The 24,272-nt window shown below is 65.4% G+C and carries 21 protein-coding genes; 9 read left to right on the top strand and 12 right to left on the bottom strand.

Annotated elements, in window-relative coordinates; all coding sequences use genetic code 11:
- Nucleotides 1-12: 12 nt before the first annotated feature.
- Genes EPB08_RS13415 through EPB08_RS13400 form a run of 4 tightly spaced genes read right to left on the bottom strand, consistent with a single transcriptional unit; the run spans nt 13 to nt 3,518 of the window.
- Nucleotides 13-636, bottom strand: coding sequence for an ABC-type transport auxiliary lipoprotein family protein (locus tag EPB08_RS13415; RefSeq protein ID WP_130619611.1), 624 nt, complete (start codon nt 634-636; stop codon nt 13-15).
- The gene (locus EPB08_RS13410) at nt 633-1,571 is read right to left on the bottom strand and encodes an MlaD family protein (RefSeq protein ID WP_130619610.1); all 939 of its coding nucleotides are present in this window, start codon (nt 1,569-1,571) and stop codon (nt 633-635) included. The genes EPB08_RS13415 and EPB08_RS13410 overlap by 4 nt, the downstream gene beginning before the upstream one ends.
- Before the next feature lies 1 nt (nt 1,572).
- Nucleotides 1,573-2,388, bottom strand: coding sequence for an ABC transporter ATP-binding protein (locus EPB08_RS13405; RefSeq protein ID WP_267873351.1), 816 nt, complete (start codon nt 2,386-2,388; stop codon nt 1,573-1,575).
- Complete coding sequence (locus tag EPB08_RS13400) at nt 2,385-3,518, bottom strand: ABC transporter permease (protein ID WP_205746351.1); 1,134 nt, start codon at nt 3,516-3,518, stop codon at nt 2,385-2,387. The genes EPB08_RS13405 and EPB08_RS13400 overlap by 4 nt, the downstream gene beginning before the upstream one ends.
- A 201-nt stretch (nt 3,519-3,719) precedes the next feature.
- Here EPB08_RS13400 and cysD point away from each other — a divergent pair, with 201 nt between their 5' ends.
- The 6 genes from cysD to EPB08_RS13370 all read left to right on the top strand — a co-directional run bounded on the left by cysD (nt 3,720) and on the right by EPB08_RS13370 (nt 10,922).
- Entirely contained in the window at nt 3,720-4,622 is a 903-nt protein-coding gene (gene cysD, locus EPB08_RS13395) for a sulfate adenylyltransferase subunit CysD (RefSeq protein WP_130619608.1), read from the top strand.
- On the top strand, nt 4,622-6,508 hold the full coding sequence (gene cysN, locus EPB08_RS13390) for a sulfate adenylyltransferase subunit CysN (RefSeq protein WP_130619607.1): 1,887 nt from the start codon (nt 4,622-4,624) through the stop codon (nt 6,506-6,508). The genes cysD and cysN overlap by 1 nt, the downstream gene beginning before the upstream one ends.
- A gap of 205 nt (nt 6,509-6,713) precedes the next feature.
- The gene (gcvT, locus tag EPB08_RS13385) at nt 6,714-7,814 is read left to right on the top strand and encodes a glycine cleavage system aminomethyltransferase GcvT (protein WP_130619606.1); all 1,101 of its coding nucleotides are present in this window, start codon (nt 6,714-6,716) and stop codon (nt 7,812-7,814) included.
- 105 nt (nt 7,815-7,919) lie between these two features.
- Nucleotides 7,920-8,315, top strand: a complete 396-nt coding sequence (gcvH, locus tag EPB08_RS13380; protein WP_130619605.1) for a glycine cleavage system protein GcvH — start codon at nt 7,920-7,922, stop codon at nt 8,313-8,315.
- A 623-nt stretch (nt 8,316-8,938) separates the two neighbouring features.
- Nucleotides 8,939-9,532 (top strand): met regulon transcriptional regulator MetJ, encoded by a 594-nt coding sequence (gene metJ / locus EPB08_RS21390; RefSeq protein WP_130619604.1) that lies wholly within the window; start codon nt 8,939-8,941, stop codon nt 9,530-9,532.
- A gap of 349 nt (nt 9,533-9,881) precedes the next feature.
- The gene (locus EPB08_RS13370; RefSeq protein WP_130619603.1) at nt 9,882-10,922 is read left to right on the top strand and encodes an energy transducer TonB; all 1,041 of its coding nucleotides are present in this window, start codon (nt 9,882-9,884) and stop codon (nt 10,920-10,922) included.
- A 78-nt stretch (nt 10,923-11,000) separates the two neighbouring features.
- On the opposite strand, the gene EPB08_RS13365 is transcribed toward EPB08_RS13370, so the two are convergent.
- Together EPB08_RS13365 and EPB08_RS13360 are read right to left on the bottom strand one after the other, a co-directional pair.
- Complete coding sequence (locus EPB08_RS13365; protein ID WP_130619602.1) at nt 11,001-12,317, bottom strand: serine hydrolase domain-containing protein; 1,317 nt, start codon at nt 12,315-12,317, stop codon at nt 11,001-11,003.
- 163 nt (nt 12,318-12,480) lie between these two features.
- Nucleotides 12,481-14,079, bottom strand: a complete 1,599-nt coding sequence (locus EPB08_RS13360; RefSeq protein ID WP_130619601.1) for a GMC family oxidoreductase — start codon at nt 14,077-14,079, stop codon at nt 12,481-12,483.
- A gap of 67 nt (nt 14,080-14,146) precedes the next feature.
- Between EPB08_RS13360 and EPB08_RS13355 the strand changes: the two genes are divergently transcribed.
- Nucleotides 14,147-15,463 carry an NTP/NDP exchange transporter gene (locus EPB08_RS13355; protein WP_229238335.1) on the top strand — a complete coding sequence of 439 codons (1,317 nt, stop codon included), beginning with the start codon at nt 14,147-14,149 and terminating at the stop codon, nt 15,461-15,463.
- Nucleotides 15,464-15,474: 11 nt separating this feature from the next.
- On the opposite strand, the gene EPB08_RS13350 is transcribed toward EPB08_RS13355, so the two are convergent.
- Together EPB08_RS13350 and mtgA are read right to left on the bottom strand one after the other, a co-directional pair.
- Nucleotides 15,475-15,903: a CBS domain-containing protein gene (locus EPB08_RS13350; RefSeq protein ID WP_130619599.1), complete on the bottom strand. Its 429-nt coding sequence runs from the start codon at nt 15,901-15,903 to the stop codon at nt 15,475-15,477.
- 410 nt (nt 15,904-16,313) lie between these two features.
- On the bottom strand, nt 16,314-17,054 hold the full coding sequence (gene mtgA, locus EPB08_RS13345; protein WP_130619598.1) for a monofunctional biosynthetic peptidoglycan transglycosylase: 741 nt from the start codon (nt 17,052-17,054) through the stop codon (nt 16,314-16,316).
- Between the two features lie 119 nt (nt 17,055-17,173).
- Between mtgA and hslO the strand changes: the two genes are divergently transcribed.
- A complete protein-coding gene (hslO, locus tag EPB08_RS13340; protein WP_130619895.1) occupies nt 17,174-18,073 on the top strand; it encodes an Hsp33 family molecular chaperone HslO in 900 nt (299 codons plus the stop codon).
- Nucleotides 18,074-18,141: 68 nt separating this feature from the next.
- Here the strand turns inward: hslO and EPB08_RS13335 are convergent, their stop codons facing one another.
- Nucleotides 18,142-21,042, bottom strand: a complete 2,901-nt coding sequence (locus EPB08_RS13335; RefSeq protein WP_130619597.1) for a bifunctional diguanylate cyclase/phosphodiesterase — start codon at nt 21,040-21,042, stop codon at nt 18,142-18,144.
- 265 nt (nt 21,043-21,307) lie between these two features.
- Between EPB08_RS13335 and EPB08_RS13330 the strand changes: the two genes are divergently transcribed.
- Nucleotides 21,308-22,219 carry a hypothetical protein gene (locus EPB08_RS13330; protein ID WP_130619596.1) on the top strand — a complete coding sequence of 304 codons (912 nt, stop codon included), beginning with the start codon at nt 21,308-21,310 and terminating at the stop codon, nt 22,217-22,219.
- Between the two features lie 75 nt (nt 22,220-22,294).
- Here EPB08_RS13330 and EPB08_RS13325 read toward each other — a convergent pair whose 3' ends face one another.
- The 3 genes from EPB08_RS13325 to EPB08_RS13315 are packed head-to-tail and all read right to left on the bottom strand — an operon-like array spanning nt 22,295 to nt 24,208.
- Complete coding sequence (locus EPB08_RS13325; RefSeq protein WP_130619595.1) at nt 22,295-23,197, bottom strand: DUF4097 family beta strand repeat-containing protein; 903 nt, start codon at nt 23,195-23,197, stop codon at nt 22,295-22,297.
- A 19-nt stretch (nt 23,198-23,216) separates the two neighbouring features.
- The gene (locus EPB08_RS13320; RefSeq protein ID WP_130619594.1) at nt 23,217-23,660 is read right to left on the bottom strand and encodes a hypothetical protein; all 444 of its coding nucleotides are present in this window, start codon (nt 23,658-23,660) and stop codon (nt 23,217-23,219) included.
- Nucleotides 23,657-24,208: an RNA polymerase sigma factor gene (locus tag EPB08_RS13315; RefSeq protein WP_130619593.1), complete on the bottom strand. Its 552-nt coding sequence runs from the start codon at nt 24,206-24,208 to the stop codon at nt 23,657-23,659. The genes EPB08_RS13320 and EPB08_RS13315 overlap by 4 nt, the downstream gene beginning before the upstream one ends.
- Nucleotides 24,209-24,272 lie beyond the last annotated feature (64 nt).

Genomic DNA, 24,272 nt, shown 5'->3' with positions numbered 1-24,272 from the left:
GGCATGTCCTGCCTAGTTGGTTGGCGCCGAAGGTGACGTCAATGACTGCTGCATCGTCCACGCCACCACCTGCGATGCCAGTGTGTCGCTGGCCTGGCCGAACGCCGTGACCACCTGCGGCAAGGCGGTTCCACCGACGGGTTGAGTGACATCGAACCGCCGCGTGGCAACGACGCGCAGGCCGCTGTTCTGCACGAGTCGCGCGTCGTAACGGATCACCACCACCGGCGCATTGCCCTGGTATTCGGACTGGAATGCGCGCAGGTCGCCCGCCAGCGTATAGCTGGCCGGAAGCGCGTTGTCGTCGCTGCTTACCGAGGCGGCGCGGCCATCGTCGCGGAAGGCGTCGATGAGCCGGTTGCGCAGCAGCGTGGTGGCGGTGTCACTCCAGCGCGCGCCCTTGTAGACGCTGACCAGGTCGCCCTGCGGCATGACCGCGATGCGCGAGCTGTCGATCATGCGCTCCGCCTGAGGTGTATTGATGCGAAGCGACCAGTTGGACGAAGGAGCCTGCGCGTGCGGCAATGAAGTTGCGGGCAGCCGATAGACATCCGGTGATTCGGCCTTGGGCAGCACCGAACAGGCGCCCAGCGCGGTGGCTGCGATCCACAGGGGCAGATGGGCGTACAACCTCATGGCACGAACTCCTTGCTGCGGTCGCGGCCCAACAGGAAGCCGGTCGGGTTGTCGTCGAGGCGGCGCGTGACGCCTCGCAGCGAACCGGCGGCGTCGCGCAGCTCGCGAATGGCCGGCGCCAGTTCGCTGAAGCCCTGCATGCCGCCGTTGATCGCGGCGCGATTGTCGCTGAGCAACTGGTCCATGTTGGCGGTAACGCGCTCCACCGAGGCCAGCGCATTCCTGGCGCTGTCGAGCGTGGCCTTGCCCTGGTTGTCGACCAGGCCATTGGCGGTCTGCACCAGTTTCTGGGTCTGTGCCAGGGTGTCGTTGGCCTGCTTGCTCGCTTCCGCCAGTTGCTTGAGCAGGGTGCGAATGTCGTCACGCTGGTCGGCGATGGCGCCGGTGGCCTTGTCCAGGTGATCGAGCGTGCGGCTGATGCGGTCCATGTTCTCGGGCGAGAGCAGGGCGCTGGCGCGTGCCACCACGTCGTTGATGTTCATGACCAGGTCTTCGCCGTTGGCGAGAATGCGGCTGAGCGGCGAGGGGTCGGCGACGATCACCGGCAGCTCACCGGTCTTGCTCTCCAACGGCGGACTGCCGGGCGAGCCGCCGCTGAGCTGGATGACCGCCAGGCCGGTCACGCCGGTCAGAGCGAGCTTCGCGTGCGTGTCCTGGCGCACCGGCGTGTCGCCGCCGAGGCGGATCCAGGCCAGCACCTTGCGCGGGTCCTGCTTGTCGAGCTTGAGCTGGGTGACGTCGCCCACCTTGATGCCGTTGTATTGCACGGCGCTGCCCTGCGAGAGCCCGGTGACGGCCTCGTTGAAGACCACCTGGTAGTAGGAGAACTGGCGGTCGGAACTCGACTTGGCCAGCCACAGGCCGAACAGCAGGGCGGCCACCACGACGATCATGGTGAACAGGCCGATCAACACATGATGGGCGCGGGTTTCCATATCACTTCACCTCGGAGGATGGTTCGCGTGGGTGCGCCTCTTCCGCGGCGCGGCCGCGCGGGCCGTGGAAATACGCCTGCACCCACGGGTCGCTGTTCTCGGCGACGACGTCGAGCGGGCCAACCACCAGCACTTTCTTCTGCGACAGCACGGCCACGCGATCGCAGATGGTGTAGAGCGTGTCCAGGTCGTGGGTGACCAGGAACACGGTGAGTCCCAGCGCGTTGCGCAGGGTCAGGATCAACTGGTCGAACGCCGCGGCGCTGATGGGATCCAGGCCGGCGGTGGGCTCATCCAGAAACAGGATCTCCGGATCGAGCGCGAGTGCGCGCGCCAGCGCGGCACGCTTCACCATGCCGCCCGAGAGCTCCGACGGATACTTGGTCTCCGCGCCCGCCGGCAGACCGGCCAGTGCGAGCTTCACGCCAGCCAGCGCCTGCGCCTCGGGCCGTGCAAGGCCGGCGTGCTCGATCAGCGGCATCGCCACGTTCTCCACGATGTTGAGCGAGGAGAACAGGGCGCCGTTCTGGAACAGCACGCCGAAGCGTCGCTCCACCTGTGAGCGCTGGTCGGGCGAAAGCCTGAGCAGGTCCTGGCCGAATACGTGCACTTGGCCGGAGGTGGGTCGACGCAGGCCCACGATGCTACGCAGCAGCACCGACTTGCCGGTGCCCGAGCCGCCCACCACCCCGAGGATCTCGCCACGGCGCACGTCCAGGTCCAGATGCTCATGCACGGTCTGCGTGCCGAAGCGGTTGACCAGGTCGCGCACCTGGATCACGTCGTCCTGCGGCTGGGGTTTGGCGATCGCATTCACCAGCCCATCTCCATATAGAACAGCGCGGCGATGGCATCGAGCAGGATCACCACGAAGATCGACTGCACCACGGCGGAGGTGGTGTGTTCGCCCACCGATTCAGCGCTGCCGGTGACCTTGAAGCCCTCCAGGCAGCCGATCACCGCGATCAGGAACGCGAATATCGGCGCCTTCGCCATACCGACCAGGAAGTGCTGCACGCCGATGTCCGACTTCACCAGGTTGAGGAACATCACCGGCGGGATATCCAGCACCAGTGCGCACACCAGCCCTCCGCCGATGAGGCCGGCGATCATCGCCAGGAAGGTGAGCATCGGCAGCGAGGCGAGCATGGCGAGCACGCGGGGCAGCACCAGCAGCTCCATCGGGTCCAGTCCCAGCGCGCGGATGGCGTCGATCTCCTCGTTCGCCTTCATCGAACCGATCTGCGCGGTGAACGCGCTGGCGGTGCGGCCGGCCATCAGGATGGCGGTGAGCAGCACGCCGAACTCGCGCAGGAACGAGTACGCGACCAGATCCACCGTATAGATGGTGGCGCCGAAATCCTTAAGCACGGTGGAGCCGAGGAAGGCCACCACCGCGCCCACCATGAAGGTGAGCAGGGCGACGATGGGCACGGCATCCAGGCCGGTTTCCTCCACGTGCGCCACCAGCGAAGTCACGCGCCAGCGACGCGGTCGCCATACCGTGCGGACGAAGGTTTCCAGGGTGAGGCCGATGAAACCCAGTAGCTGGACTTGCTGGTGGTAGATGTGTTCCATCGCCGCGCCGATGCGCGCCAGCAGTTCGAGGGCGGTATTGCCGCGCGGGCGAGGCTTGGGCTCGACATAGTCGGCCATGGCTTTGCCGACCGTCTGCAGCAGGGCGCGCTGGGCGGATGGCAGGCTGGGATCGGCATGGGCCAGGTCGCCCAGGCGCGCCGCGCCCAGCAGGCCTGCGAGCAGCGAGGCGCCGGCGGTATCCAGCGAGCCCAGCCCGCTCAGATCGATGGGCGTCGCCTTGTCCAACCGGCTTTTCAGGGCCGCGATGGTGTGTTCCAGCGTCGCGTAATGAACCAGCGTCCAGTCACCTGACACACGCAGGCACGGCGGTGTGGCGGTGGCATCGAGTTGTGCGCTTCCTGTCGCCATCGATGGGTTCATGAGGCGGATGGTAGTGGAGTCTTGCGCATGGCAGGTGACGAAACGATGGTGCCGGTCGGCGGGGATGTCCTTGGTGCGTTCTCTGCTTCCTTCGGGTGGCGACGCTGTTTGTCCCGTCCTTTTCCGCTAGATTCACCGCTTGACCGCCCGGTTGCCGGGTGTCCAAGTCCAAGGCCAGTGACGCAACATATGTCCCACTTGTCCCATCTGGACGCACTCGAGGCCGAGGGCATCCACATCTTCCGCGAGACCGCGGCCGCGTTCCGGCGCCCGGTGATGCTCTATTCCATCGGCAAGGATTCCTCGGTCCTGCTGCACCTGTTGCGCAAGGCCTTCTATCCGGCCCGCCCGCCGATGCCGCTGCTGCACGTGGACACCACCTGGAAGTTCCGCGAGATGATTGCTTTTCGCGAGCAGGTCGCGGCCGCGGGCGACGTCGAGGTGCTGGTGCACGTCAACGAGGAAGGATTGCGCCAGGGTATCTCGCCGCTGACGCATGGCTCGGCGGTGCACACCGACGTGATGAAGACGGCGGGGCTGAAGCAGGCGCTGGACAAGTACGGTTTCGACGCGGCCATCGGCGGTGCCCGCCGTGACGAGGAAAAGTCGCGCGCCAAGGAGCGCGTGTTTTCCTTCCGCAACGCCCAGCACCGCTGGGATCCCAAGCACCAGCGACCGGAGCTGTGGCACACGTACAACACGCAGATCCAGCAGGGGGAGAGCGTGCGCGTGTTCCCCCTGTCCAACTGGACCGAAATGGACGTGTGGAACTACATCCGCCGGGAGAACATCCCGGTGGTACCGCTGTACTTCGCCAAGCCCCGTCCGGTGGTGGAGCGGGACGGCGCGCTGATCATGGTCGACGACGAGCGCTTCACGCTGCGCGAGGGCGAAGCAGTGCAGATGCGAGAGGTGCGCTTTCGCACGCTGGGCTGCTATCCGTTGACCGGCGCGGTGGAGTCCTCGGCCGACACCCTGGACAAGGTCATCGACGAGATGGCGGCATCGCGCAGTTCCGAGCGCCAGGGCCGGGTGATCGACCATGACGGCAATGCGTCCATGGAGCGCAAGAAGCAGGAGGGTTATTTCTGATGGCGACCCTGGACACCGCGCCCGCCTCGCAAGCTTCCACCCAATTGTTGCGCTTCATCACCTGCGGCAGCGTCGATGATGGCAAGAGCACCCTGCTGGGGCGCCTGCTGTACGACACCGGCATGGTGCCGGACGACCAGCTCGCCGCGCTGGCGCGTGACAGCCGCAAGCTGCATGCGGACGCGCCCGATGCGCTGGATTTCTCCCTGCTCACCGACGGCCTCGATGCCGAGCGCCAGCAGGGCATCACGATCGACGTGGCGTATCGCTATTTTCATACCCCGCGACGCAGCTTCATCGTGGCTGATTGCCCCGGACACGAGCAGTACACCCGCAACATGGCCACCGGCGCGTCCAATGCCGGGCTGGCGGTGGTGCTCATCGACGCGCGCAAGGGCGTGCTGCCGCAGACGCGCCGGCACACCTATATCTGTGCCCTGATGGGCATCCGTCAGGTGGTGGTGGCGATCAACAAGATGGATCTGGTGGATTGCCGTGAGGACATCTACGCCGCCATCGCCCACGAGTACCGTGAGCTAGCCGCACAACTGGGTATCGCCCAGGTCCATTGCTTGCCCGTGGTGGCGCCGAGCGGCGACAACGTAGGCCACCGCTCCGACCGCATGGCGTGGTACGACGGCCCCAGCCTGCTTGAGTTGCTGGAATCGGCCGATACCGCCACTGCGCAAGGCGTCGAGTTCCGCATGCCGGTGCAATGGGTGAACCGCCCGGATGCCTCGTTTCGCGGTTACGCCGGCACTGTGTGCGGCGGCCGCATCGCGGTGGGCAGCGAAGTCGTGGTGCAGCCGGCCATGCGGCGTGCGCGCATCGAGCGCATCGTCACCGCCGACGGCGATCTTCCGCACGCTTCGGACGGCCAGGCGGTGACGCTGACGCTGGACCGTGAAATCGACGTGAGCCGAGGCGACGTGATCGCCGATGCTGCTCGCCCGGCGCCCGTGGCCGACCAGTTCGCCGCGCATGTGCTGTGGATGGGCGACGAACCCCTGCTGCCCAATCGTGCCTACTGGCTGAAGATCGGTGCGCGCACGGTCAATGCGCGCATCACCACCATCAAGCACAAGGTCGACGTCAATACGCAGGCCGAGCTGGCCGCGCGCCGGTTGGAGCTAAACGAAGTCGGCTACTGCAATCTCGATCTCGACCATGCGATCGCATTCGAGGCCTACGCGGACAACCGCACGCTGGGCGGCTTCGTGCTGATCGACCGGCAGACCAACGCCACCGTCGGCTGCGGCATGCTGGACTTTGCCTTGCGCCGCGCCGCCAACGTGCACTGGCAGCACACCGACCTGGACAAGCAGGCGCGCAGCCTCAGCAAGGGCCAGCAGGCGCGCTGCCTGTGGTTCACCGGCCTGTCCGGTGCGGGCAAGTCGACCATCGCCAACCTGGTCGAGCGCCGTCTGCATGCGCTGGGTTATCACACCTACATGCTGGACGGCGACAACCTGCGCCACGGCCTGAACAAGGACCTGGGCTTCACGGCGGAGGCGCGCGTGGAGAACGTGCGTCGCGTGGCCGAGGTGGCACACCTGATGGTCGACGCCGGGCTGATCGTGCTGGTCTGCGTGATCTCGCCGTTCCAGAGCGAGCGCCGCTTTGCCCGTGGCCGGTTCGACGAAGGCGAGTTCCTCGAGGTGTTCGTCGACACCACCCTGGAAGAATGCGAGCGCCGCGACCCGAAGGGGCTTTACCGCAAGGCGCGCGCCGGCGAAATCATCAACTTCACCGGCATCGATTCTCCTTACGAAGCGCCGGAGCAGGCCGAGCTGCATCTGCGCACGGCGGGGTTGCGGCCGGAGGAACTGGCGGAACAGGTGGTCGAGCAGTTGCTGGGCGGGCAGGGCACGCCACCATCCCGCTGACGTCGCCAAGGACGTGGCAATGCGACGGCGGCGTCCTGGCTTTCACCAGCATGACGCCGCGAGAAGGCAGGAGAAGCCACAGTCATGGCATGTTGCGCTGCACGACGCGTGCGATACGCACGCGCACGTCGCGACACACCGCACTCGGCTTGGAATGTATCCACGCCCCCGGCGATAATGTCGCTTTCCCCAGAGCACGACTGCGATGACCGAGAAGACCGTACTCAATGACACCCACCGCGCGCTGGGTGCGCGCATGGTCGATTTCGGCGGCTGGGACATGCCGATCAACTACGGCTCGCAGATCGAGGAACATCACGTCGTGCGCCGCGATGCCGGCATGTTCGACGTGTCCCACATGACGGTGGTCGACCTGCATGGCCCGCGCACGCGTGAGTTCCTGCGCCACCTCGTGGCCAACAGCGTCGACAAGCTGAAGGTGCAGGGCAAGGCCCTGTATACCTGCATGCTCAACGAGCAGGGCGGCGTGGTGGACGACCTGATCGTCTATTTCCTGGGCGAGGAATTCTTCCGTCTGGTCGTGAACGCGGCCACCCGCGCGAAGGACCTGGCGTGGATCGAGCAGCACGCCAAGGCCTTCGACGTGCAGGTCAAGGAACGCCCCGACTTCGCCATGATCGCCGTGCAGGGCCCCAATGCCCGCGCCAAGGTGATCGGCCTGCTGGCCGAAGTGGACCATGAGCGCATTGGCAAGCTTGGCAAGTTCGCCGCAGCGGCCGCGCAAGGTCCGCACGGCATGCCGCTGTTCGTGGCACGCACCGGCTACACGGGCGAGGACGGCTTCGAGATCGTCGTGCCGCAGGACCAGGCCGTCGCCTTGTGGGATGCGCTCGTTGCTGCGGGCGTTGCCCCGGCCGGCCTCGGCGCGCGCGATACGCTGCGTCTGGAAGCGGGCATGAACCTTTACGGCCAGGATATGGACGACGACGTGTCGCCGTGGGAGGCCAACCTTGGCTGGACCATCGCGCTGGACGAAGGCCGTGACTTCATCGGTCGCAAGGCGCTGGAAGCACAGAAGGCCGACGGCGTGAAACGCGTGATGGTCGGCCTGGTGCTGGACGACAAGGGCGTGCTGCGCCATGGCCAGACCGTGCTCACCGCCAACGGCCCTGGCGAGATCCTCTCCGGCAGCTTTGCTCCGACGCTCAACAAGGCGGTCGCATTCGCGCGTATTCCCGCCGGCGAGCCGGGCGAGGTGCGCGTGGACATTCGCGGCCGCGAAGTGCCGGTGCGCGTGGTGAAGTATCCCTTCGTGCGCGACGGCAAGCCTTGCGAGGGCGTCTGACGCCGCATTACTTCCACGGCGGCATGCATCCCATGTTGCCGAGCAGGCGAAGCGGCTAGAATTGCCGCTTCACCCTTCACCCGATATCAACGACTGGATTCGATCATGAGCGAGATTCCCGGCGATCTGAAATTCCTCAAGTCCCACGAATGGGCTCGCGTCGAAGACGACGGCCTGGTGCGCGTGGGCATTTCCGACCATGCCCAGGGCCAGTTGGGCGACCTGGTTTACGTGGAGCTGCCCGAGATCGGCGCTTCCGTGCAGGCCGGTCATGGCGTGGCCGTGGTCGAGTCGGTCAAGGCCGCCTCGGACATCTACAGCCCGGTGTCCGGCGAGATCGTGGCGGTCAACGAGAACCTCAATGACAAGCCGGAAACCATCAACGAAGACGCTTTCGGCGATGGCTGGATCTTCCTCGTCCGCGCCAGCGACCGCGGCGAACTGGGCGAGCTGCTCGACGCTGACGCCTACGCGGAACTGATCGAAAACGAAGATCACTGATCCCCGCGTTCGATGCTTCACCCGACGCCGGCCGCCTCAAGCGGCCGGCGTCTTTTTGGGCGTCGACGTGTCGTGCATCACGTTCGATCAGGCGTGCGTTCGGCGTCCGGCGGCTTCGAAAAATCGATGCGATGCATCTCGCCATCCATGCCGATAGAAGTCCAAGACGAGGGGCGGCGAGCAGGGCGGGGTGAACCTTCGTACCGGTCGCTCGGCGACCTTGGGCGTCGGTCGGCGGGGTTGGGGCGGCATTCTGTCCCCGCCGGCCGAAGAATATTTTCAGTCGTGTTTCGTTCATCCAAAACGGGGTGCCGGAGAGGCGCGCACGGCGTGAGATAGCCGCGCAGGATGGATGAGACAGGCGATTGCGGGCGATTGGCCTTATTTGGGCTATATGCCTTGTTTTAAGTGGTTTTAAGCATTTTGAGATAATCGATGCATGGTTTTGTTTAGCGGTATGGACGTCTGATCAAAAATGCATCAAGACCCCCCTCAGGCCTTGCCGGACGGGGGTTTGGACCCTCCTGGGGGTGGGTGAAACGGATTGATTTCATGTTTAAAATCAATTGACAGCTGAAATCTTCAGGAATAGCTTTCGCATCGGAACACGGAGAACGGGTGCCATGGCAATATCGAAATTCATCAAACCTTATATCGAGCATGGAGAAAAAGCCGGCGCAGTACGCAAGATCACGGTGTCGATTCCATTGCACGTGTTGAGGCCCCTATCTGACGAACGCACCCGGCGTCAGGTAAACAATCTTCGGCACGCCACCAATAGCGATTTGCTTGTGGAGGCGTTCCTACATGCTTTTACTGGGCAACCACTGCCAACTGATGAGGAGCTGAGACGAACTATGGCCACTGCCAAGAAAGCCGCAAAGAAACCCGCCGCCAAGAAGGCGTCCAAGAAGACCGCTGTGAAGAAGGCCGCCGCCAAGAAGCCGGTTGCCCGCAAGCCGGCCGCCAAGAAGGCTGCCAAGAAGGTCGCCAAGAAGGCTGTTGCTAAGAAGCGCCCGGCTGCTGCCAAGAAGGCTGCCGTGAAGAAGGTCGCTACCAAGAAGGTTGCGAAGAAGGTAGCGAAGAAGGCGGTGAAGAAGACCGCCAAGCGCACCGTGAAGAAGGCTGCTGCTGCGAAGGTGGTCAAGGCCACCAAGGCTGCCAAGGCCCCCAAGGCCCCCAAGGCTGCTAAGGCCCCCAAGGCTGCCAAGAAGTAAGCTTCACCTATAATAGGCAACACGCAACATCGACTTTTCTCCCCGCGGTGCCCAGCGCGGGGGGAGTCCTTCGAAAGAGCGACTCGTCCCGGCCCATGCCGGGACGCTTCGTTTCCGGGGTACGAAAAATTCCTAGCGCGTCGCTAGCCGAGCTGCACGGCCGTTGCGCAAGTTCGCAACGACCTTTGGAGCTGTGCGTATCAGCCGCGAAGCTACGTGCGATTTGCCGTAGTGCTGCATTGCGGTTACCTTTCGCACATCCGCGCCGCGGCGAACCTGGGGAGGTTTGCCGCTCCTGGATTCACAGGGGGAAAAAGCGCGGGTATCTGATGCCACTCGGTGAGAGATCATGGATACCCGATACATTCGTCAAACGCGCCGCCGTGCGCGCGGGGCCGTTCGGCCCGCTGCCATCGCCATTGTTGCTGTCGTCGCCGTGCTCGCGGCAGCGTCGTGGTTCCTCATCATCAAGCCGCACCAGGATCTGGTCGACTCCGAAGCCGGGTCGCATCCGTCTACGCCGGTGCAGCAGGGTGCAGCCGCCCCACCGCCGCCCGCCAACGTGGCGGCGATGAGCATCAACCAGCTGTTGTCCGAAGCCCGTAAGGCAGTGAACGAGCAACGCCTGCTGGCACCCGCGGGCAACAATGCCTTCGAGTTCTACCTGAAGGTGCTGGAGAAGCAGCCTGGCAACCAGGTGGCGGCCGATGCGCTGCGCGAAACCTTCCCGGTGGGCGCGAGTGTGGCCGAGCAGTCGATCAACCAGCGTGACTTCAATGACGCGCAGCGCCAGATCGACCTGTTGGCTAAAGCCGACCCGGCGAACTACACGCTGACCATCCTCCGCTCCAAGCTCGACGCCCAGCGCAAGCTGCAGGATCGCGAACAGCAGCAGGCGTCGGACAAGGAGAAGGCGGCACAGCTGGCGGCGCAGAAGGCGGCAACGGACAAGGCCGAAGCTGATCGCCAGGCCGCCGAAGCCCAGCAGCGTGCGGTGGCCGAACAGCAGCAACGCGCGGCGCAAGCGCGTCTGGCCCAGCAGCAGGCAGCCGATTCGTCGCGCCAGCAACAGGCTGCACCCACCACGGCGGCGGCTGGCGACAGCGGCGCAGCGCCAGGCACGCACGGTCCGGTGCTCGTACGCAACGTCAATCCGCGCTATCCCACCACGGCGGTGCGTGCCAACCAGGAAGGCTGGGTGGAGGTGACCTTCACCATCACGCCGGAAGGCAACGTCGACGACGTGAAGGTGCTCGATGCCGAGCCGCGCCACGTGTTCGATCGTGCAGCCGTCGAGGCGGTGAGCCGCTGGAAGTACCAGCCTGCCACGCAGAACGGTACGCCGATCTCGGCCCAGGACCGGCGCCGCATCGTGTTCAAGCTCAACTGACGAACCGCTCTGTCACGCTGCGGCGTGGCGGGTGCAGGCAACGAAAGCGCCGCGTGGAAACACGCGGCGCTTTCGTTTTCAGTTCCCGGAAAGATCCTGCTTGGTGCTATGGCCGCTGGTGGCGGTCCTGCCCTTGGTGCGCGTCTTGCCCTTGGCGGTGGTTGCGGCCTTTGGCGCATCGCCTTCGATGCCGGCCCAGTCCACGTGGGGCAGGCCAAGCAGGCCGTCCAACACCATCGGCATCAAGCCGGCGGGGGTCGGACCGGACGAGTTCCACATCATCACCAGGCCGACGCGGTACTTGGGGAAGAAGCCGATCATGGTGCGGTAGCCCTCGACCGCGCCGGCATGGAACACCAGCGTTTCACCCTCGTAGTCGAACACGCGCCAGCCCAGGGCGTAGGAAGCGTCCGAGAGCCTCGCGCGCCGCCACGGCGAGGAGCGCAGCTCCACCGGCGTGGCCACCTCGGGCGTGTGCAGCGTGTCCAGCAGCTTGGCCGGCAGCACGTCGGGACGGCCACCCATCTGCGCGATCAGCCACTGCTCCATGTCGCGCAGGCTGGCATTGACGCCTGCCGCCGGCGCGACGCGGTAATAGGCTTCCTTGGGCTCGAACGGGATCCAGCCGTTGCTGGTCTGCCGATGCGGCCGCGCCCAGCTCTTGCTCTCCTCGAGGCCCTGGCGGCCATAGCTCGCCGTCTTCATGCCAAGCGGGAAGAAGATGCGCTTGTCGACCTGCCGGCTGAAGAAGTCGCCGGTCTGCGCATAGACGATGTCGCCGATCAGGCTGAAGGCGATGTTCTGGTAGCCGTAGCACTGGCCCACATCGCAGGTGAGCGTCACCTCGTCGAGCTTGCGCGCCAGCTCCTCGTACGGAATGTTTTCCTCGAGCATGTTGTCGTAGGTGTTCTTCGGCAGCCCGAGGCGCTGGCCGAGGATGTCGCGCACGGTCGCATGTTCGGCGGCGCCGTCGTTCTTGAGATGGAAGAACGGCAGCACGGCGGTGAGCTTGGTGTCCCAGCTGAGCTTGCCGTCGTCCACCAGCACGCCGGTCAGCGCGGTAGCGAAGGCCTTGGACAACGAGGCCAGGCGAAACACGGTTTCCGGCGTGACCGGTTCACGCGTGCTGGCATTGGCGTAGCCGATGGTGTCTTCGAACACGACCTTGTTGTCGACGACGACCGCGGTGGCGAGGCCCGCCACTTCATTGCGCTGGTCGAGCCGATCCAGCCATTGCTGATAGGCGCTCAGCGTGTCCTTGAGGCGATCGGGCGGCAGTGGCTGTGCGGCGGATGCCGCGGAGTCCGCGGGGGGCGTGGTGGCGCGCGCATGCAGCGGGATGACGGACAGTCCCAGTGCCGCGACGACGACGAGTGAAATCGTGCGAAACGTCATGCTGCCTGAACGTTGGCGGTGCCCGGTGGGCATCGATGGAACGGAGTCGGCACCGTGTGGTGCCGGGCCTGCGGGGTGCGAGCCGGATCCTTCCATGACGCTGCGCGAGAGTACCGCAGGAAACCCTGAAAAGTCCCTGTCGCAGGTGACGGACGGCCAGACATTAAGGCCGCGTGATCCCGTCCGGCGCTTCGTTCAGGATGAGCGCACTGGCCCGCTCGGCCATCATGATCACCGGCGCATTGGTATTGCCGCTCGGCAGGCTGGGCATCACCGACGCGTCGACCACGCGCAGCCCGTCGATGCCGCGCACGCGCAGCTCGCTGTCGACGGGTGCGCTCGCATCGCTGCCCATGCGGCAGGTGCCCGCCGGGTGATAGATGGTTTCCGCCTTGCGACGGATGAAGTCGATGTACTCGGCGTCCGTATGCAACGCCCGCTCCGGGAAGACGGGGCCGCCGCGGTAGGCGGCAAAGGCGGGCTGGGAGAGGATCTCGCGAGAGAGGCGGGCAGCCTCGACCATGCGTTGCAGGTCGTGCCCTTCAGCGTCGCCAAGGTAGTTGGCATGGATGGCGATCGGCTGCGCGGGATCGGCCGAGCGCAGCCGTAGCCGTCCGCGACTGCGCGGGTGCAGGTAGCAGGCGTGGACCGTGTAGCCGTAGCCGGGCAGGCGATGGCGACCGTGGTCGTCTAGCTGTGCCGGCACGAAATGGAACTGCAGGTCGCAACGCTCGTCGGCAGCCAGCCGGCTTCGCACGAAGCCGCCGGCCTCGGCCACGTTGGACGTGCCGGGGCCTGAGCGGTGGCGCAGGAACCGCCAGCCGGCGGCCAGTTCGTTGAGATGATCGTAGGAGACTTTCCGTGTGCTGGCGTCCAGCGTGCAGATGTCCAGATGGTCCTGTAGATGGCTACCGATGTCGGGCCGGTCGGCCTGTATCTGGATGCCGTGCTCGCGCAGGTGGTCCGCCGGCCCGATGCCCGAAAGCATCAACAGCTGCGGCGTGTTGATGGCACCGCCACAGAGAATGATCTCGTCGGCTTCCAGCACCGTGGCGTCACCCTGGAGCTGCACACCCACGGCACGCCCGTTGCGGATCACCACGCGGGCGACCGTTGCCTTGGTGCGCACTTCGAGGTTGGAGCGCTGCCGCGCCGGTTGCAGATACGCGACTGCGGTGGAGCAGCGTCGGCCACCGCGTTGCGTCACCTGGTACAGGCCGAAGCCTTCCTGCTGGGGGCCGTTAAAGTCGCTATTGCGTGGATAGCCGGCACTTACCCCGGCATCGACGAATGCATCCGACAGCTCGTTGTGATGGCGCAGATCGCTCACCCCGAGCGGACCACCTGCTCCATGCAGCGTACCAGCGCCTCGGATGTTGTCCTCGCTGCGAAGGAACCAGGGCAGCACCTGCTTCCATGACCAGCGTGCATCGCCGGTGGCCTGTGCCCAGCGATCGTAGTCACCGGCTACGCCGCGGATGTAGATCATCGCGTTGATGGCGCTCGATCCTCCCAGCGTCTTGCCACGTGGCCACCACAGCCTTCGGTTCTGCAGCTGTGGCTCCGGCTCGGTACGGTAGTTCCAGTTGAAATGGCGATTGTTGGCGAGCCGGGCGATGCCCGCGGGCATGTGGATCAGGGGGTGCCAGTCACTCGGTCCCGCTTCGAGCAGCAACACGCGCTTGCCTTGATGAGCGCTCAACCGGTTGGCCAGAACACAGCCGGCCGAACCGGCACCCACGATGATGTAGTCGTACGCCACGCCAACCCCTGTCCATGCCTGTCACGACCGCATGCTAGTCTGATACGGACTTCTGCTGGAAATGCCGGTGAATACCACCCGACCTGCCGCAGCGAACGAAGGCTTTGCCATCGGTCTCTCCGCGCTCGCCTTCTTCTTGGTGATGATGTCTTACTACATCATCCGTCCGGTGCGCGACCAACTCGGTGGTGCTACCGGATCGTCCGCGTTGCCCCTCATCTACTCGGCGGTGCTGGTCGGCGTGCTGCTCGCGACGCTTGCCTTCAGTGCCCTGGTTTCCCGCTATTCACGACAGCGCCTGTTGGGCTGGAGCTATGGCTTCTTCGTGGTGTGCATGCTTGCCTTCGTGCCGCTGTTTGCAGCGCAGGACCGGATCGGTGCACGCAATCTTGGCATCGCGTTCTATGTGTGGGTCAGCGTGTTCAACCTGTTCGTCGTGTCGCTTTTCTGGAGCGTCATGGCGGACCTTTTCACGATCGTCAGGGCACGCAGCGTGTTTCCGACCATTGCACTGGGCGGTGCGTTCGGCACCATTGCCGGGTCGCAGGTCACCAAGGATCTGGTCGGGCTGATCGGGATCCCCATGCTGCTGGTGCTCTCGGCAGTGGCCCTGAGCCTGGCGCTGGCGATGCTGTTGTTGTTGTCCGCAAGGCCGATGGGGACCGTGGCGATTCAGCCACGGGACGAGATCATCGGTGGCTCGTTCCTGGAAGGCATCAAGCAGCTATGGACGCGCCCCTTCCTGCGCTACATGGCCATCCTGATGGTGCTGGGCGATGGCATCGGCACGCTGGCTTATGCGCTGATGTCCGACTACATGAAACTTCACTATCCGGACGCCGTGGAGCGCGTGCGCTTTCTCAGCGATCTGGACAAGTACACCAATATCCTCGTGGTAGCGCTTCAGCTGACCGTGACGCGCTGGCTGATGGTGCGTCGAGGCCCTGCGTGGGCGCTGGTGATTCCTGCCGTTGTCAACGTGGCGATGTTGCTGGCGGTGGCCGCCCTGGGCGCGGGCCCAGCCTGGTTCACGGGCAGTGTCCCGCTGCTGGCAGTGATGATGGCGAGTTCGCGCGGCTTCGCTTACGGCATGACCAAGCCCGCCGTGGACGCGTTGTATACGCGCGTTCCGCGCGAAACGCGCTACAAGGGCAAGAACTTCGTGGAGACTGCGATCTGGCGCTTCGGCGATGTGATCGTTACCAGCGGCGTGAGCGTACTGGCCAAGCTAGGCATGGCGGTGGGCGGCATGGCGGCCATTGGCACTGGGGTCTCCCTGCTTGCCGCTTGGGTAGCGGCACGTGCTGGCCATTCGCCTGACCTGCTGCCCGAGCAACAGCTCGCGCCGGATGCCTCCGATCAGGCGCGAGCGGCAAACGCCTGAGGGTCACCCGGTCAGCTGGTGATGTAACGCTGCAACTGCTCGATCTGCTCGGCCTGGGCGTCGATGACTTCCTTCACCAGGTCACCGATCGAGATGACGCCGACCACGCGATCGTCCGTCACCACCGGCAAATGGCGGATACGACTGTCGGTGCACAGGCGCATGCAGTCGAACACGTCGGTATCCGGCCCGACCGTCAGTGGCGGGCTGCTCATGATCTCCGAGACCGCGGTCTGGGCGGACGAACGGCCTTGCAGGATCACCTTGCGCGCATAGTCGCGTTCGGAAACGATGCCTACCAGCCGTTCGCCGCGCATCACCAGCAGCGCGCCGACGCGGCGCTCCGCCATGTGCTTGATCGCTTCGAGTACGGGCGCGTCCGGTGCGATGCTGAAGATGTCGGTGCCCTTGCCTTCCAGCAAATGCTTGACCTGGCGCATGCTTGAACCTCCCAGGCGGCCGCGGACAGGCCGCATACAACGAGTCTAGCGCTGCGGCGTCGATGTGGTGTTGGGGGGATGTGAAGCGTGGTGCTGGATGCCATCCCGCGCCGGCGCCCGAACCGGGTGCCGCTCTTCGATGAAGTACAGCGGGCGCTGCTTGCTCTCGGCGTCATTGCGTCCCAGGCGCTCGCCGACCAGGTGTCGTCGTGGCTGCCGTCGCCCACGAACAGCACGTTGCATTCCATGGGCAGTCGGTCGAACACACGGCTCCGTTTCCCGTGGTGCGCTTCGAGTGCGTTGGCCTGGTTGCAGGCGCGCACGACCGCGGTGAGGCGCTACATGATCGCGGTCACGGTCCCCCGGGGACGTGGCCGCAACGAGTGCGCCGCCACGCTTCGTGGCGAGCGTCAGCGTCGCCGGGTATCGCGAACAGGCTGACGACCCTGCAGATAGCCCGGGCCGCCCAGCTGGCCCATCTGTTGCTGGATCCAGTTCGCGCGCGCCTGCACGTAGGCTGTGGGACGGTCGGCATGAAAGCGCCGCGGGCTGGGCAGCACCGCAGCCAGGCGGGCGGCCTGCGCAGCACCCAGTCGCGAGGGCGGCACATGGAAGAAGGCGTCGCTGGCGGCGCCCACGCCATAGATGCCGTCACCGAGCTCGGCGACATTCATGTACACCTCGAGGATGCGCTGCTTGGGCCAGCTCAGTTCGATCAGCACGGTGAAATAGGCTTCCAGGCCCTTGCGGACAAAACTGCGCCCATTCCACAGGAACAGGTTCTTGGCCGTCTGCTGGCTGATCGTGCTGGCCCCGCGCAGGCGCCGGCCCTCGTCGGCGGCGTCCATCGCATCCTGAATGGAGTCGAAGTCGAAGCCGTGGTGGAACGGAAACTTCTGGTCCTCGCCAGCGACCATGGCCAGGGGCACATACGGCGACACCTGGTTCCACGGCACCCAGCGGTACCGCAACTGGAAATCCTTCTCGCCGTGCAGCAGCGCGCTGGCCTGGCGCTCCATCATCACGGCAGACGTCCACGGCGGCACGAATCGCAGCACCAGCACCATCAGCCAGCTCAGGGCCAGCCAGGACAGCAAGAGCAGGGCGAAAAGGCGGAGCAGGCGGGCGAACAGCGGGCGTCGTGAAGTCATGGCGGCGCGTGGACAGGGTTGGCGGCAGTATAAGGGGCGTCTTTGCCCGGCCGCGCCGGCGTGTTGTGCCTGACGAAAAGCACCCCCATGTTGGGGGATTGCCCTTGAGAGGTCCCGTCGTGGAAACCGTGCTTGTTGAAGATGTGTTGCACCGATTCATGCTCGAGCGCGCCGGCGTGCGCGGCGTGCTGGTTCGTCTGGGTGCGGCCTGGCGCGAAGTTGCCGGCCGTTCGGCTTACCCGGCTGCACTGCGCTCCGTGCTGGGCCAGACGCTCGCTTCCAGTGCGCTGCTGACCGGCAACATCAAGCTGGAGGGCGCGCTGTCGGTGGAGTTGAAGAGCGCCGGTCCATTGCGTCTGCTGTTCGCCGAGTGCACGGACCAGGGGCGTCTGCGTGGCCTGGCGCGCTGGTCCGACCCGCTGCCGGAGACGCTGAACCTGGCCGAGATGCCCAAGGCCATCATGGCCATCACCATCGGCGCTGCTGAACGCGGCCAACGCTACCAGGGCCTGGTGGACCTGCAGCATCCGGACCTGGCCTCGGCGCTGGAGAACTACTTCAGCCAGTCCGAGCAGTTGCCGGCGCGCATCGTGCTGGCGGCCGATGGTGAACATGCGGTTGGCCTGATGCTGCAGAAACTGCCGGACGAAGGCGGCATCGACGCCGTGCAGGACGAGGACGCGTGGACGCGCATCCAGCACCTCACCGCCACGCTGGGGGCGGAGGAATTGCTCGCCACGGCGCCCGAGGAACTGCTGTACCGCCTGTACCATGAAGAATCGGTACGCCTGTTCGAACCGCGTCCGCTGGCCTTCGGTTGCAGTTGCACGCGCGAGCGCGTGGAAGCGGTGCTGCGCTCGCTCGGTCGCGACGAAGTGGAGGCGGCGCTGGAGGCACGCGAAGGCGAGATCGAGGTGATCTGCGAATTCTGTGCACAGCGTTACACGTTCGATCGCATCGACGCAGAGCACCTGTTGAGCCCGAGTCCGCAGGCGAGTGCGCCGACGACGGCGCAATAATCCCGTCGTCGTGGAATGCAAAACGGGCTCGCAGTCGGGCCCGTTTTTTTTCGTCTTGCGGGCGGTTTCTAAGGCAGTGCGAAGTGATGCTCGCGCTGCAGCCACACCTCGGCCATCTTCGGCGTGGCGAACAGGAAGCCCTGCCCGTAACGGCAGCCGATGCGCAGCAAGGCCTGGCGCTGCTCCTCGTCCTCGATGCCCTCGGCGATCACCTGCATCTGCAGCGAATTGGCCAGGGCCTGGATCGCACGCACCACGGCGGTGCCATGGCCGCCTTCGCGTGGCAGTTCCACGATGAAGGAGCGGTCGATCTTCAGCGTCTCGATCGGGTACTGGTGCAGATAGCTCAAGGACGAGTAGCCCGTACCGAAGTCGTCCAGCGCGATGCTCACGCCGTGGGAGCGCAGGTTGTCGAGCATCCGCTTCACCTGCATCGCGTTCTCGAGCAGGGCACGCTCGGTCACTTCGATGCGCAGGCAGCGTGGCGGCAGGCGATGGGCCTGGATCATGTCCAGCAGCTGGCGATCCAGGTCCGTGGAGCGGAAATGCCGGCCGGACACGTTGATGCTGACGAAGCCATCCGGACCCGCCAGCGCCTCGGCCTGCGCACAGACCTGTTCGAAGATCTGCCAGTCGATGCTTTCCGCGCAGCCGCTCTCCTCCGCCACGGCAAGGAAATCCGCCGGGGTGAGCAGGCCGCGGTCCGGATGCCGCCAGCGCAGCAGCGCTTCGTAGCCCACCGTACGCCCGCTCTGCAGCGCGACGATGGGCTGGTAGAACGGCACGAATTCGTTGCGGCTCAGCGCGCGGCGCAGGTCGCCTTCCATTTCCAGCAGCGACAGTGCTTCGCGGCGCAGGCGATCGTCGAACACGGCCGCGCGGTGACGGCCTTCGTCCTTGGCGCGGTACATCGCGGCGTCCGCGTCGCGCAGCAGTTCTTCGGGCCGCTGGTAATGCGGGCTGGGCAGTGCGATGCCGATGGATGCCGAAGTGAAGATCTCTTTGGCGCCGAGACGGAACGGTGCCTGCAACTCGTCGATGATGCGTTCGGCGATCAGCAGCGCCATCTTGGGATCGGTGATGCCTTCGGCCAGCACGGCGAACTCGTCGCCGCCCAGGCGCGCCACCACGTCGCGCGTCTTGAGGCAGGCGCGGATGCGTCCACCCACCTGGAACAGCAGGTCGTCGCCGACCAGGTGGCCCACCGAGTCGTTGATGACCTTGAAGCGGTCCAGGTCGATGAACAGCACGGCGAACAGTTCCTGCGTGTCGCCGTGATAGCGCTGCAGCGCCTGCTCCAGGCGTTGCAGCAGCAGCGTGCGGTTGGGCAGGCCGGTCAGCGAGTCGTGCAGGGTTTCGTATTTCAGGCGGCGCTCGACGCGCTCACGCTCGGCGATCTGCTCGCGCAGATCGCGGTTGGCCAGCGCCAGTGCGCGCGTGCGTTCGGTGACACGGCGCTCCAGGCTTGCGTAGGCCTGCTTCAGCGATTCGGTGGTGTGCTTGCGCTGCAGGGCGTTGGCGACGTGGTAGCCCACGAAGGTGAGCAATTCCTGGTCGCGCACATCGTAGGTGTGTTCGGGCGAATAGCTCTGCACGGCGAGCACGCCCATGGCGCGGTCGCCCCAGATCAGCGGCACGCCCAGCCAGCACACCGAGCGCGAACCGCGATGGGTGACCTCGCCCTCGTGCTCGAGTCGCTCGAATTCCTCGGGGCTGGCGAGCAGCGGCTTGCCATGGCGCAGCACGTACTCGGTGACGCCGCGACCGTGCGCGCGCGGCAGGCGCACGGTGTCGAATTCGTCCACGGAGTAAGGGAAGCTGAGGGTCTTCTGCTCTTCGTCCAGCAGCGCGATGTAGAAATTGCGCGCGTACAGCAGGCCGCCGATCACGCGGTGAACGGCGGCGTAGAAGTTGTCCAGGCTCTCCGAGGCGTTGGCCAGTTCGGCGATGCGAAACAGCGCCGCCTGCAGGCGTTCGCCACGCTGGCGCTGCAGCACCTGCTGGCGCAGCACGCGGTTCGCTTCGCGCAGGGCGGCAGTACGGCTGGAGACGCGGCGTTCCAGCTCCTCGTGCGCCTCGCGACGCTCCAGCGCGGTCTGCACGTGCTTGGCCACGTAGCTGAGCAGTTCGCGATCGTGCTGGGTGTAGTGGGTGTCGTCGCGATAGCTCTGCATCACGATGCCGCCCACCACGCGGCCGTCGCGCAGCAGGGGGACGCCTAGCCAGTGTTCGCAGACGGGGCCGACCTGGATGAAGCGTCCCTTGAACTGCTCAGCAAGCTCTGCCCACGAGCCCATCACGGCCTGGCCGCACTGGAGCAGGTTCCACGTCAGGCTGTGGCGCATTTCCTGCAGCGGCACCGACTCGTCGGGCGAGGGCGGGTCTTTGTCCATGGTGTCGACGTAGTACGGAAAGCGCACCGTGTCGGTGGCCGGGTCGTACAACGCGATGTAGAAGTTCTCCGCGTACATCAGGCTGCCGAGGATGGCGTGCAGCGAATGCATCATCTCGGTCATGTTGTGCTCGGCGCCCGCCTGGTCGGCGATGGCGTAGAGCGCACGCTGCAGTCGTTCAGCCAGCGCCAGGCGCGAAATGGCCTCGTACAGGCGGGACGTTTCGGCGAGCTGACGAAGGCGCGTCGCGGCCAGGCGGCCGATCCATGCCATGTGCTCGCGCTGGGCGTCGTAGGGGGCGTTCGCCGGAAGCTCCAGCACGAGCGAGCGCAGGGCCTGGGGGTCCTCTGCCAGATCGAGCTGAATCACCTCGTTGTCGAGCTGGACCGGATCCCCCAGCAGGCGCCAGTGGAGCTGTCCCTCGACCCCCAGTTCGCCGAGCATGGCCTCGCAGATCTCCAGCACGCTGGCAGCATCTGCCGCGCGGAACAGGCGTTCCACGGCGGCATGCATGGCGGCGACACCACTTTCTGCCGGCCATGGCGTAGGCGTTTTACTGGTCGGGGCCGAAGTCATCAGTCGCAGGCAGGTCCGCGCGTAGTCGACAGAAGCGACTATATAGCGCCTCCATTCAGCTTTGTCGCTGGCTGACACCACGGGAGGAACCAATGGTGATCCAGAATGTCAAAAAAACGTGATTCAGGTGATAACCGATCTGGTTCACAAAGCCAAGATTTGGGTGTTAGTAAAAAGTAAAACGTGGTATCGTTCGGGCGTAATCGTCTCTGGGAGGGGACGACTTCCAGCCCGTTATACAGGTGCCGCGGGAGTTATCGCGTACATGCGTCGTTTGATCTTGTCATTGCCACTGCTGTTCATGCCGTTTGTCGCGGCAGGGCAGTCTGCGGCCAATGATTGGTACGATGCAGCTGGTAACCGCTTGATTACACAGGCTCCGGACTCGTCCAGCTCAGGCTCCGTGCCGTTGTGGCGCGGTGCCAACGGGCAATGGATGGCCGTGCAGAGCCGCAGTGATTCGCTGACGACGGCCCAGCGCGCCGATGCTCCGTTGCAGTTCCGGGCGCTCGATTCGGCAACCGTGCAGTCCTCCGATGTCCAGTATGGCGTGGGCCCGAACCTGCAGGCTCATGTCGGTGTGAGCGAGCATGACTGGGCTAACAACCAGGCGCCGCGTGTCATCGGCAGCGAAGTGGGTGCCACCTACAGCACCGGCCGTTACAGCCTTGGCCTGAGCCTGGGTACGGATTCCGTGCCTGGCAACGCCAACCTGCCACGCCTGCTGCCCGGCGCCACGCCCGGTGTGAACGGCCTTTCCGGCTTTGACAGCAGCACGCAGGTCAATGCGCGCGGACGTCTGGCGCTGGACGCCAAGAGCGGTATCGATCTCGGCGCCAGCGTGGGTCGCGTGCACCTGCTCCCGGGCAATATGCTCGGCGTCAATGCGCTCGACCAGAAGGCGCTGAGCTTCGGCGTGGACAGTGGCCCGTTGAGCGGCAGCATCGTCGGTCGCACCATGCAGCCGCAGGCTGGCGTCCCGGGTGCGGGTTACAGCAACCCGGATCGCCGCTGGAGCAGCATCGACCTGGGCGTGACCTGGCGTTTGCCGTGGCAGGGTCAGTTGAGCATCGGCGCGCAGAATCTGTGGTCGTCGGGCAACAGTCTGAACACGCCGGTAGGCCCGGAGCCGGATCAGTCCCGCACGCCGTACGTGCAGTACCACCAGGATCTTTGATCGGTAGAGCCTCGCGGCTCCCCAGACAGCAAAACGCCGGGCCATGCCCGGCGTTTTTCGTTGCGGTAGCGAAACTCAGTCCTGCCGGCGGATCCGCAGGTCGCCGCTGAAGGTCTCGATCTTCATCTTGGCGCTGCCGGAGCCGGCGGTGGCCTGCAATTCGCTGCCTGGGCCGTGCTCCACTTTCTGCACAGTACCGAAATCGCTGCGCAGGTCGCCACTGAAGGTGCTGGCGTGGATCACGGCCGAGAGGTTGGAGGGCACCTGCACCTGCACGTCGCCGCTCATGCTGTCGACGTCGAAGGTGCCGTTGGGAGCGAGGCCACCAGCCAGCTGCACATCGCCGGAGACCGTGCTGAGACTGAGTTTCCGCCAGGGTCCGCCGCTGACGCGGATGCGGCCGGACACGGTCTGCAAGTCCGCATCGCTGATCACGTTCGGAGCGAGGATGTCGCCGCTCACGGTTTGCAACGACACGCGATCCGCACTGCCGGCCAGCTCGATGCTGCCGCTTACGCTGTCCACGTCGATGCGGGGCGAGCGCGCGTTCACGCGGGCCTTGCCGCTGACCGTATTGGCCTTGATCGTCCCACCCTCGATGCCGTCGATGCTGAGCGGTGCACTCACCACGTCCACATCAAGCGAGGCGCCCTTGGGCACGCGGATGTCCAGCGTGGTCGAGCCCATCGAGTTCTCGTTGTTCCAGTTGAACCATCCGGCCTTGCCCTGCGACTCCACCTTGATCGTCATGTCGCTGTTGCTGCCCTCGATGGCGAGCGGCTTTGCGCCATCGCCAAGGCGGCCGCCGACCTGCACCTGGTTGCGATCCCAGGCGGTGATGGTGACTGCGCCCTTCACGTTGCTGATGCTGATGCGCGCGTTGGGTGCTGCGTCATGGTTGAGGTTGATGGGCGTGTCGGCCAGGGCCTGGCCGATCGACAGGCTGAGCAGGAGTGGGATGATGCGTGCGGTTTTCATGGTGAAGGCTCCGCTGGACTCAACCAGCCTGGTGTTCCAACTGTCGCAGCTGCGACTGTTGTTTTTGCATGCGATATAGCAGGCGTTGCAATGCAGGTGAATTGGGTGCCTGTTCCATGGCCTGGCGCAGCTCCATGCCGGCGGCATCAAATTCCACGGCCGCACCCGCGAGACGCGGATCCGACGGGCGCCAGCGCTCGGTGTCCGGCGTGGCCTGGATTGCTGCCGTCGCAAGCGGGCGATCGCGCAGGTGTACGGCAAGGCTGCCGGCAAGCAGCGACATGCCCGCAAAACTGGCGGCGAGCAGCCAGCCTTGCGCGCGCTGCGCTGTACTGCGGCGCGGCGCCGGGGCGTTCGATGTGGCGTCATCCAGCGCGGCATCGATCGCCTGCCACAGGTCGCGGCGTGGCGATACGGGTTCGCGCAGGGCGCGGGTCTGGCGGAGCCATTCGAATTCGTTCATGCCTGTTCTCCCAATACTTTCCGCAGCAGGCCGCGTGCGCGATGCAGCTGCGCTTTCGACGATCCCACTGCCATGCCCAGCTCGACGCCGATTTCCTCGTGGCGCCAGCCTTCGATGTCGTGCAATACCAGTACCGCACGTGCCCGCGGCGGCAGTTTGCCGATGGCACGTTCAAGTTCTTCGCGCTCGGCCGCGCAGAACGGTGTCACGCCGCGGTCGGGGATATTGTCCTCGTCCATCATGCTCACCGGATCGGCGCCACGTGCCCTGATATCCATCAGCGCGACGTTCACCGCCAGGCGGTACAGCCATGTACCGAACGAGCTTTCGTGGCGAAACCCGGAAAGCTTCTGCCAGGCGCGCACGAACGCATCCTGCGTGAGGTCTTCCGCACGGGCGTGGTCATAGCCGGCCAGGCGGTAGACGGCACCATAGACACGGTCCACATGCAGCCGATACAGCCGATGGAACGCCTGCCTGTCGCCAGCCGCGGCCGCGCGGACATCGTCCGTGTCAGTAGGCTCCGCGGCAGGCGCTGGAGGCGGCATCAGGGTTCCGGTGGCTGGGCAGGCTGCGGTCATCTTGCCAGCTTGGATGCGCCGAAGATCGGAA

Source organism: Dyella amyloliquefaciens, assembly GCF_004296575.1.
Taxonomy (GTDB): Bacteria; Pseudomonadota; Gammaproteobacteria; order Xanthomonadales; family Rhodanobacteraceae; genus Dyella; species Dyella amyloliquefaciens.
Note: the sequence above shows the minus strand (reverse complement) of the source record. Positions and strands in the feature narration are given on the sequence as shown.

Bases quoted from the DNA above. Each gene is read 5' to 3' on its own strand.
- EPB08_RS13415 (WP_130619611.1), bottom strand. From the start codon at position 636: ATGAGGTTGTACGCCCATCTGCCCCTGTGGATCGCAGCCACCGCGCTG.
- EPB08_RS13330 (WP_130619596.1), top strand. From the start codon at position 21,308: ATGCGTCGTTTGATCTTGTCATTGCCACTGCTGTTCATGCCGTTTGTC.
- EPB08_RS13350 (WP_130619599.1), bottom strand. From the start codon at position 15,903: ATGCGCCAGGTCAAGCATTTGCTGGAAGGCAAGGGCACCGACATCTTC.
- EPB08_RS13410 (WP_130619610.1), bottom strand. From the start codon at position 1,571: ATGGAAACCCGCGCCCATCATGTGTTGATCGGCCTGTTCACCATGATC.
- EPB08_RS13400 (WP_205746351.1), bottom strand. From the start codon at position 3,518: ATGGCGACAGGAAGCGCACAACTCGATGCCACCGCCACACCGCCGTGC.
- mtgA (WP_130619598.1), bottom strand. From the start codon at position 17,054: ATGACTTCACGACGCCCGCTGTTCGCCCGCCTGCTCCGCCTTTTCGCC.
- EPB08_RS13315 (WP_130619593.1), bottom strand. From the start codon at position 24,208: ATGCCGCCTCCAGCGCCTGCCGCGGAGCCTACTGACACGGACGATGTC.
- metJ (WP_130619604.1), top strand. From the start codon at position 8,939: ATGGCAATATCGAAATTCATCAAACCTTATATCGAGCATGGAGAAAAA.
- gcvH (WP_130619605.1), top strand. From the start codon at position 7,920: ATGAGCGAGATTCCCGGCGATCTGAAATTCCTCAAGTCCCACGAATGG.
- cysD (WP_130619608.1), top strand. From the start codon at position 3,720: ATGTCCCACTTGTCCCATCTGGACGCACTCGAGGCCGAGGGCATCCAC.
- EPB08_RS13370 (WP_130619603.1), top strand. From the start codon at position 9,882: ATGGATACCCGATACATTCGTCAAACGCGCCGCCGTGCGCGCGGGGCC.
- EPB08_RS13325 (WP_130619595.1), bottom strand. From the start codon at position 23,197: ATGAAAACCGCACGCATCATCCCACTCCTGCTCAGCCTGTCGATCGGC.
- cysN (WP_130619607.1), top strand. From the start codon at position 4,622: ATGGCGACCCTGGACACCGCGCCCGCCTCGCAAGCTTCCACCCAATTG.
- EPB08_RS13365 (WP_130619602.1), bottom strand. From the start codon at position 12,317: ATGACGTTTCGCACGATTTCACTCGTCGTCGTCGCGGCACTGGGACTG.
- EPB08_RS13320 (WP_130619594.1), bottom strand. From the start codon at position 23,660: ATGAACGAATTCGAATGGCTCCGCCAGACCCGCGCCCTGCGCGAACCC.
- gcvT (WP_130619606.1), top strand. From the start codon at position 6,714: ATGACCGAGAAGACCGTACTCAATGACACCCACCGCGCGCTGGGTGCG.
- EPB08_RS13335 (WP_130619597.1), bottom strand. From the start codon at position 21,042: ATGACTTCGGCCCCGACCAGTAAAACGCCTACGCCATGGCCGGCAGAA.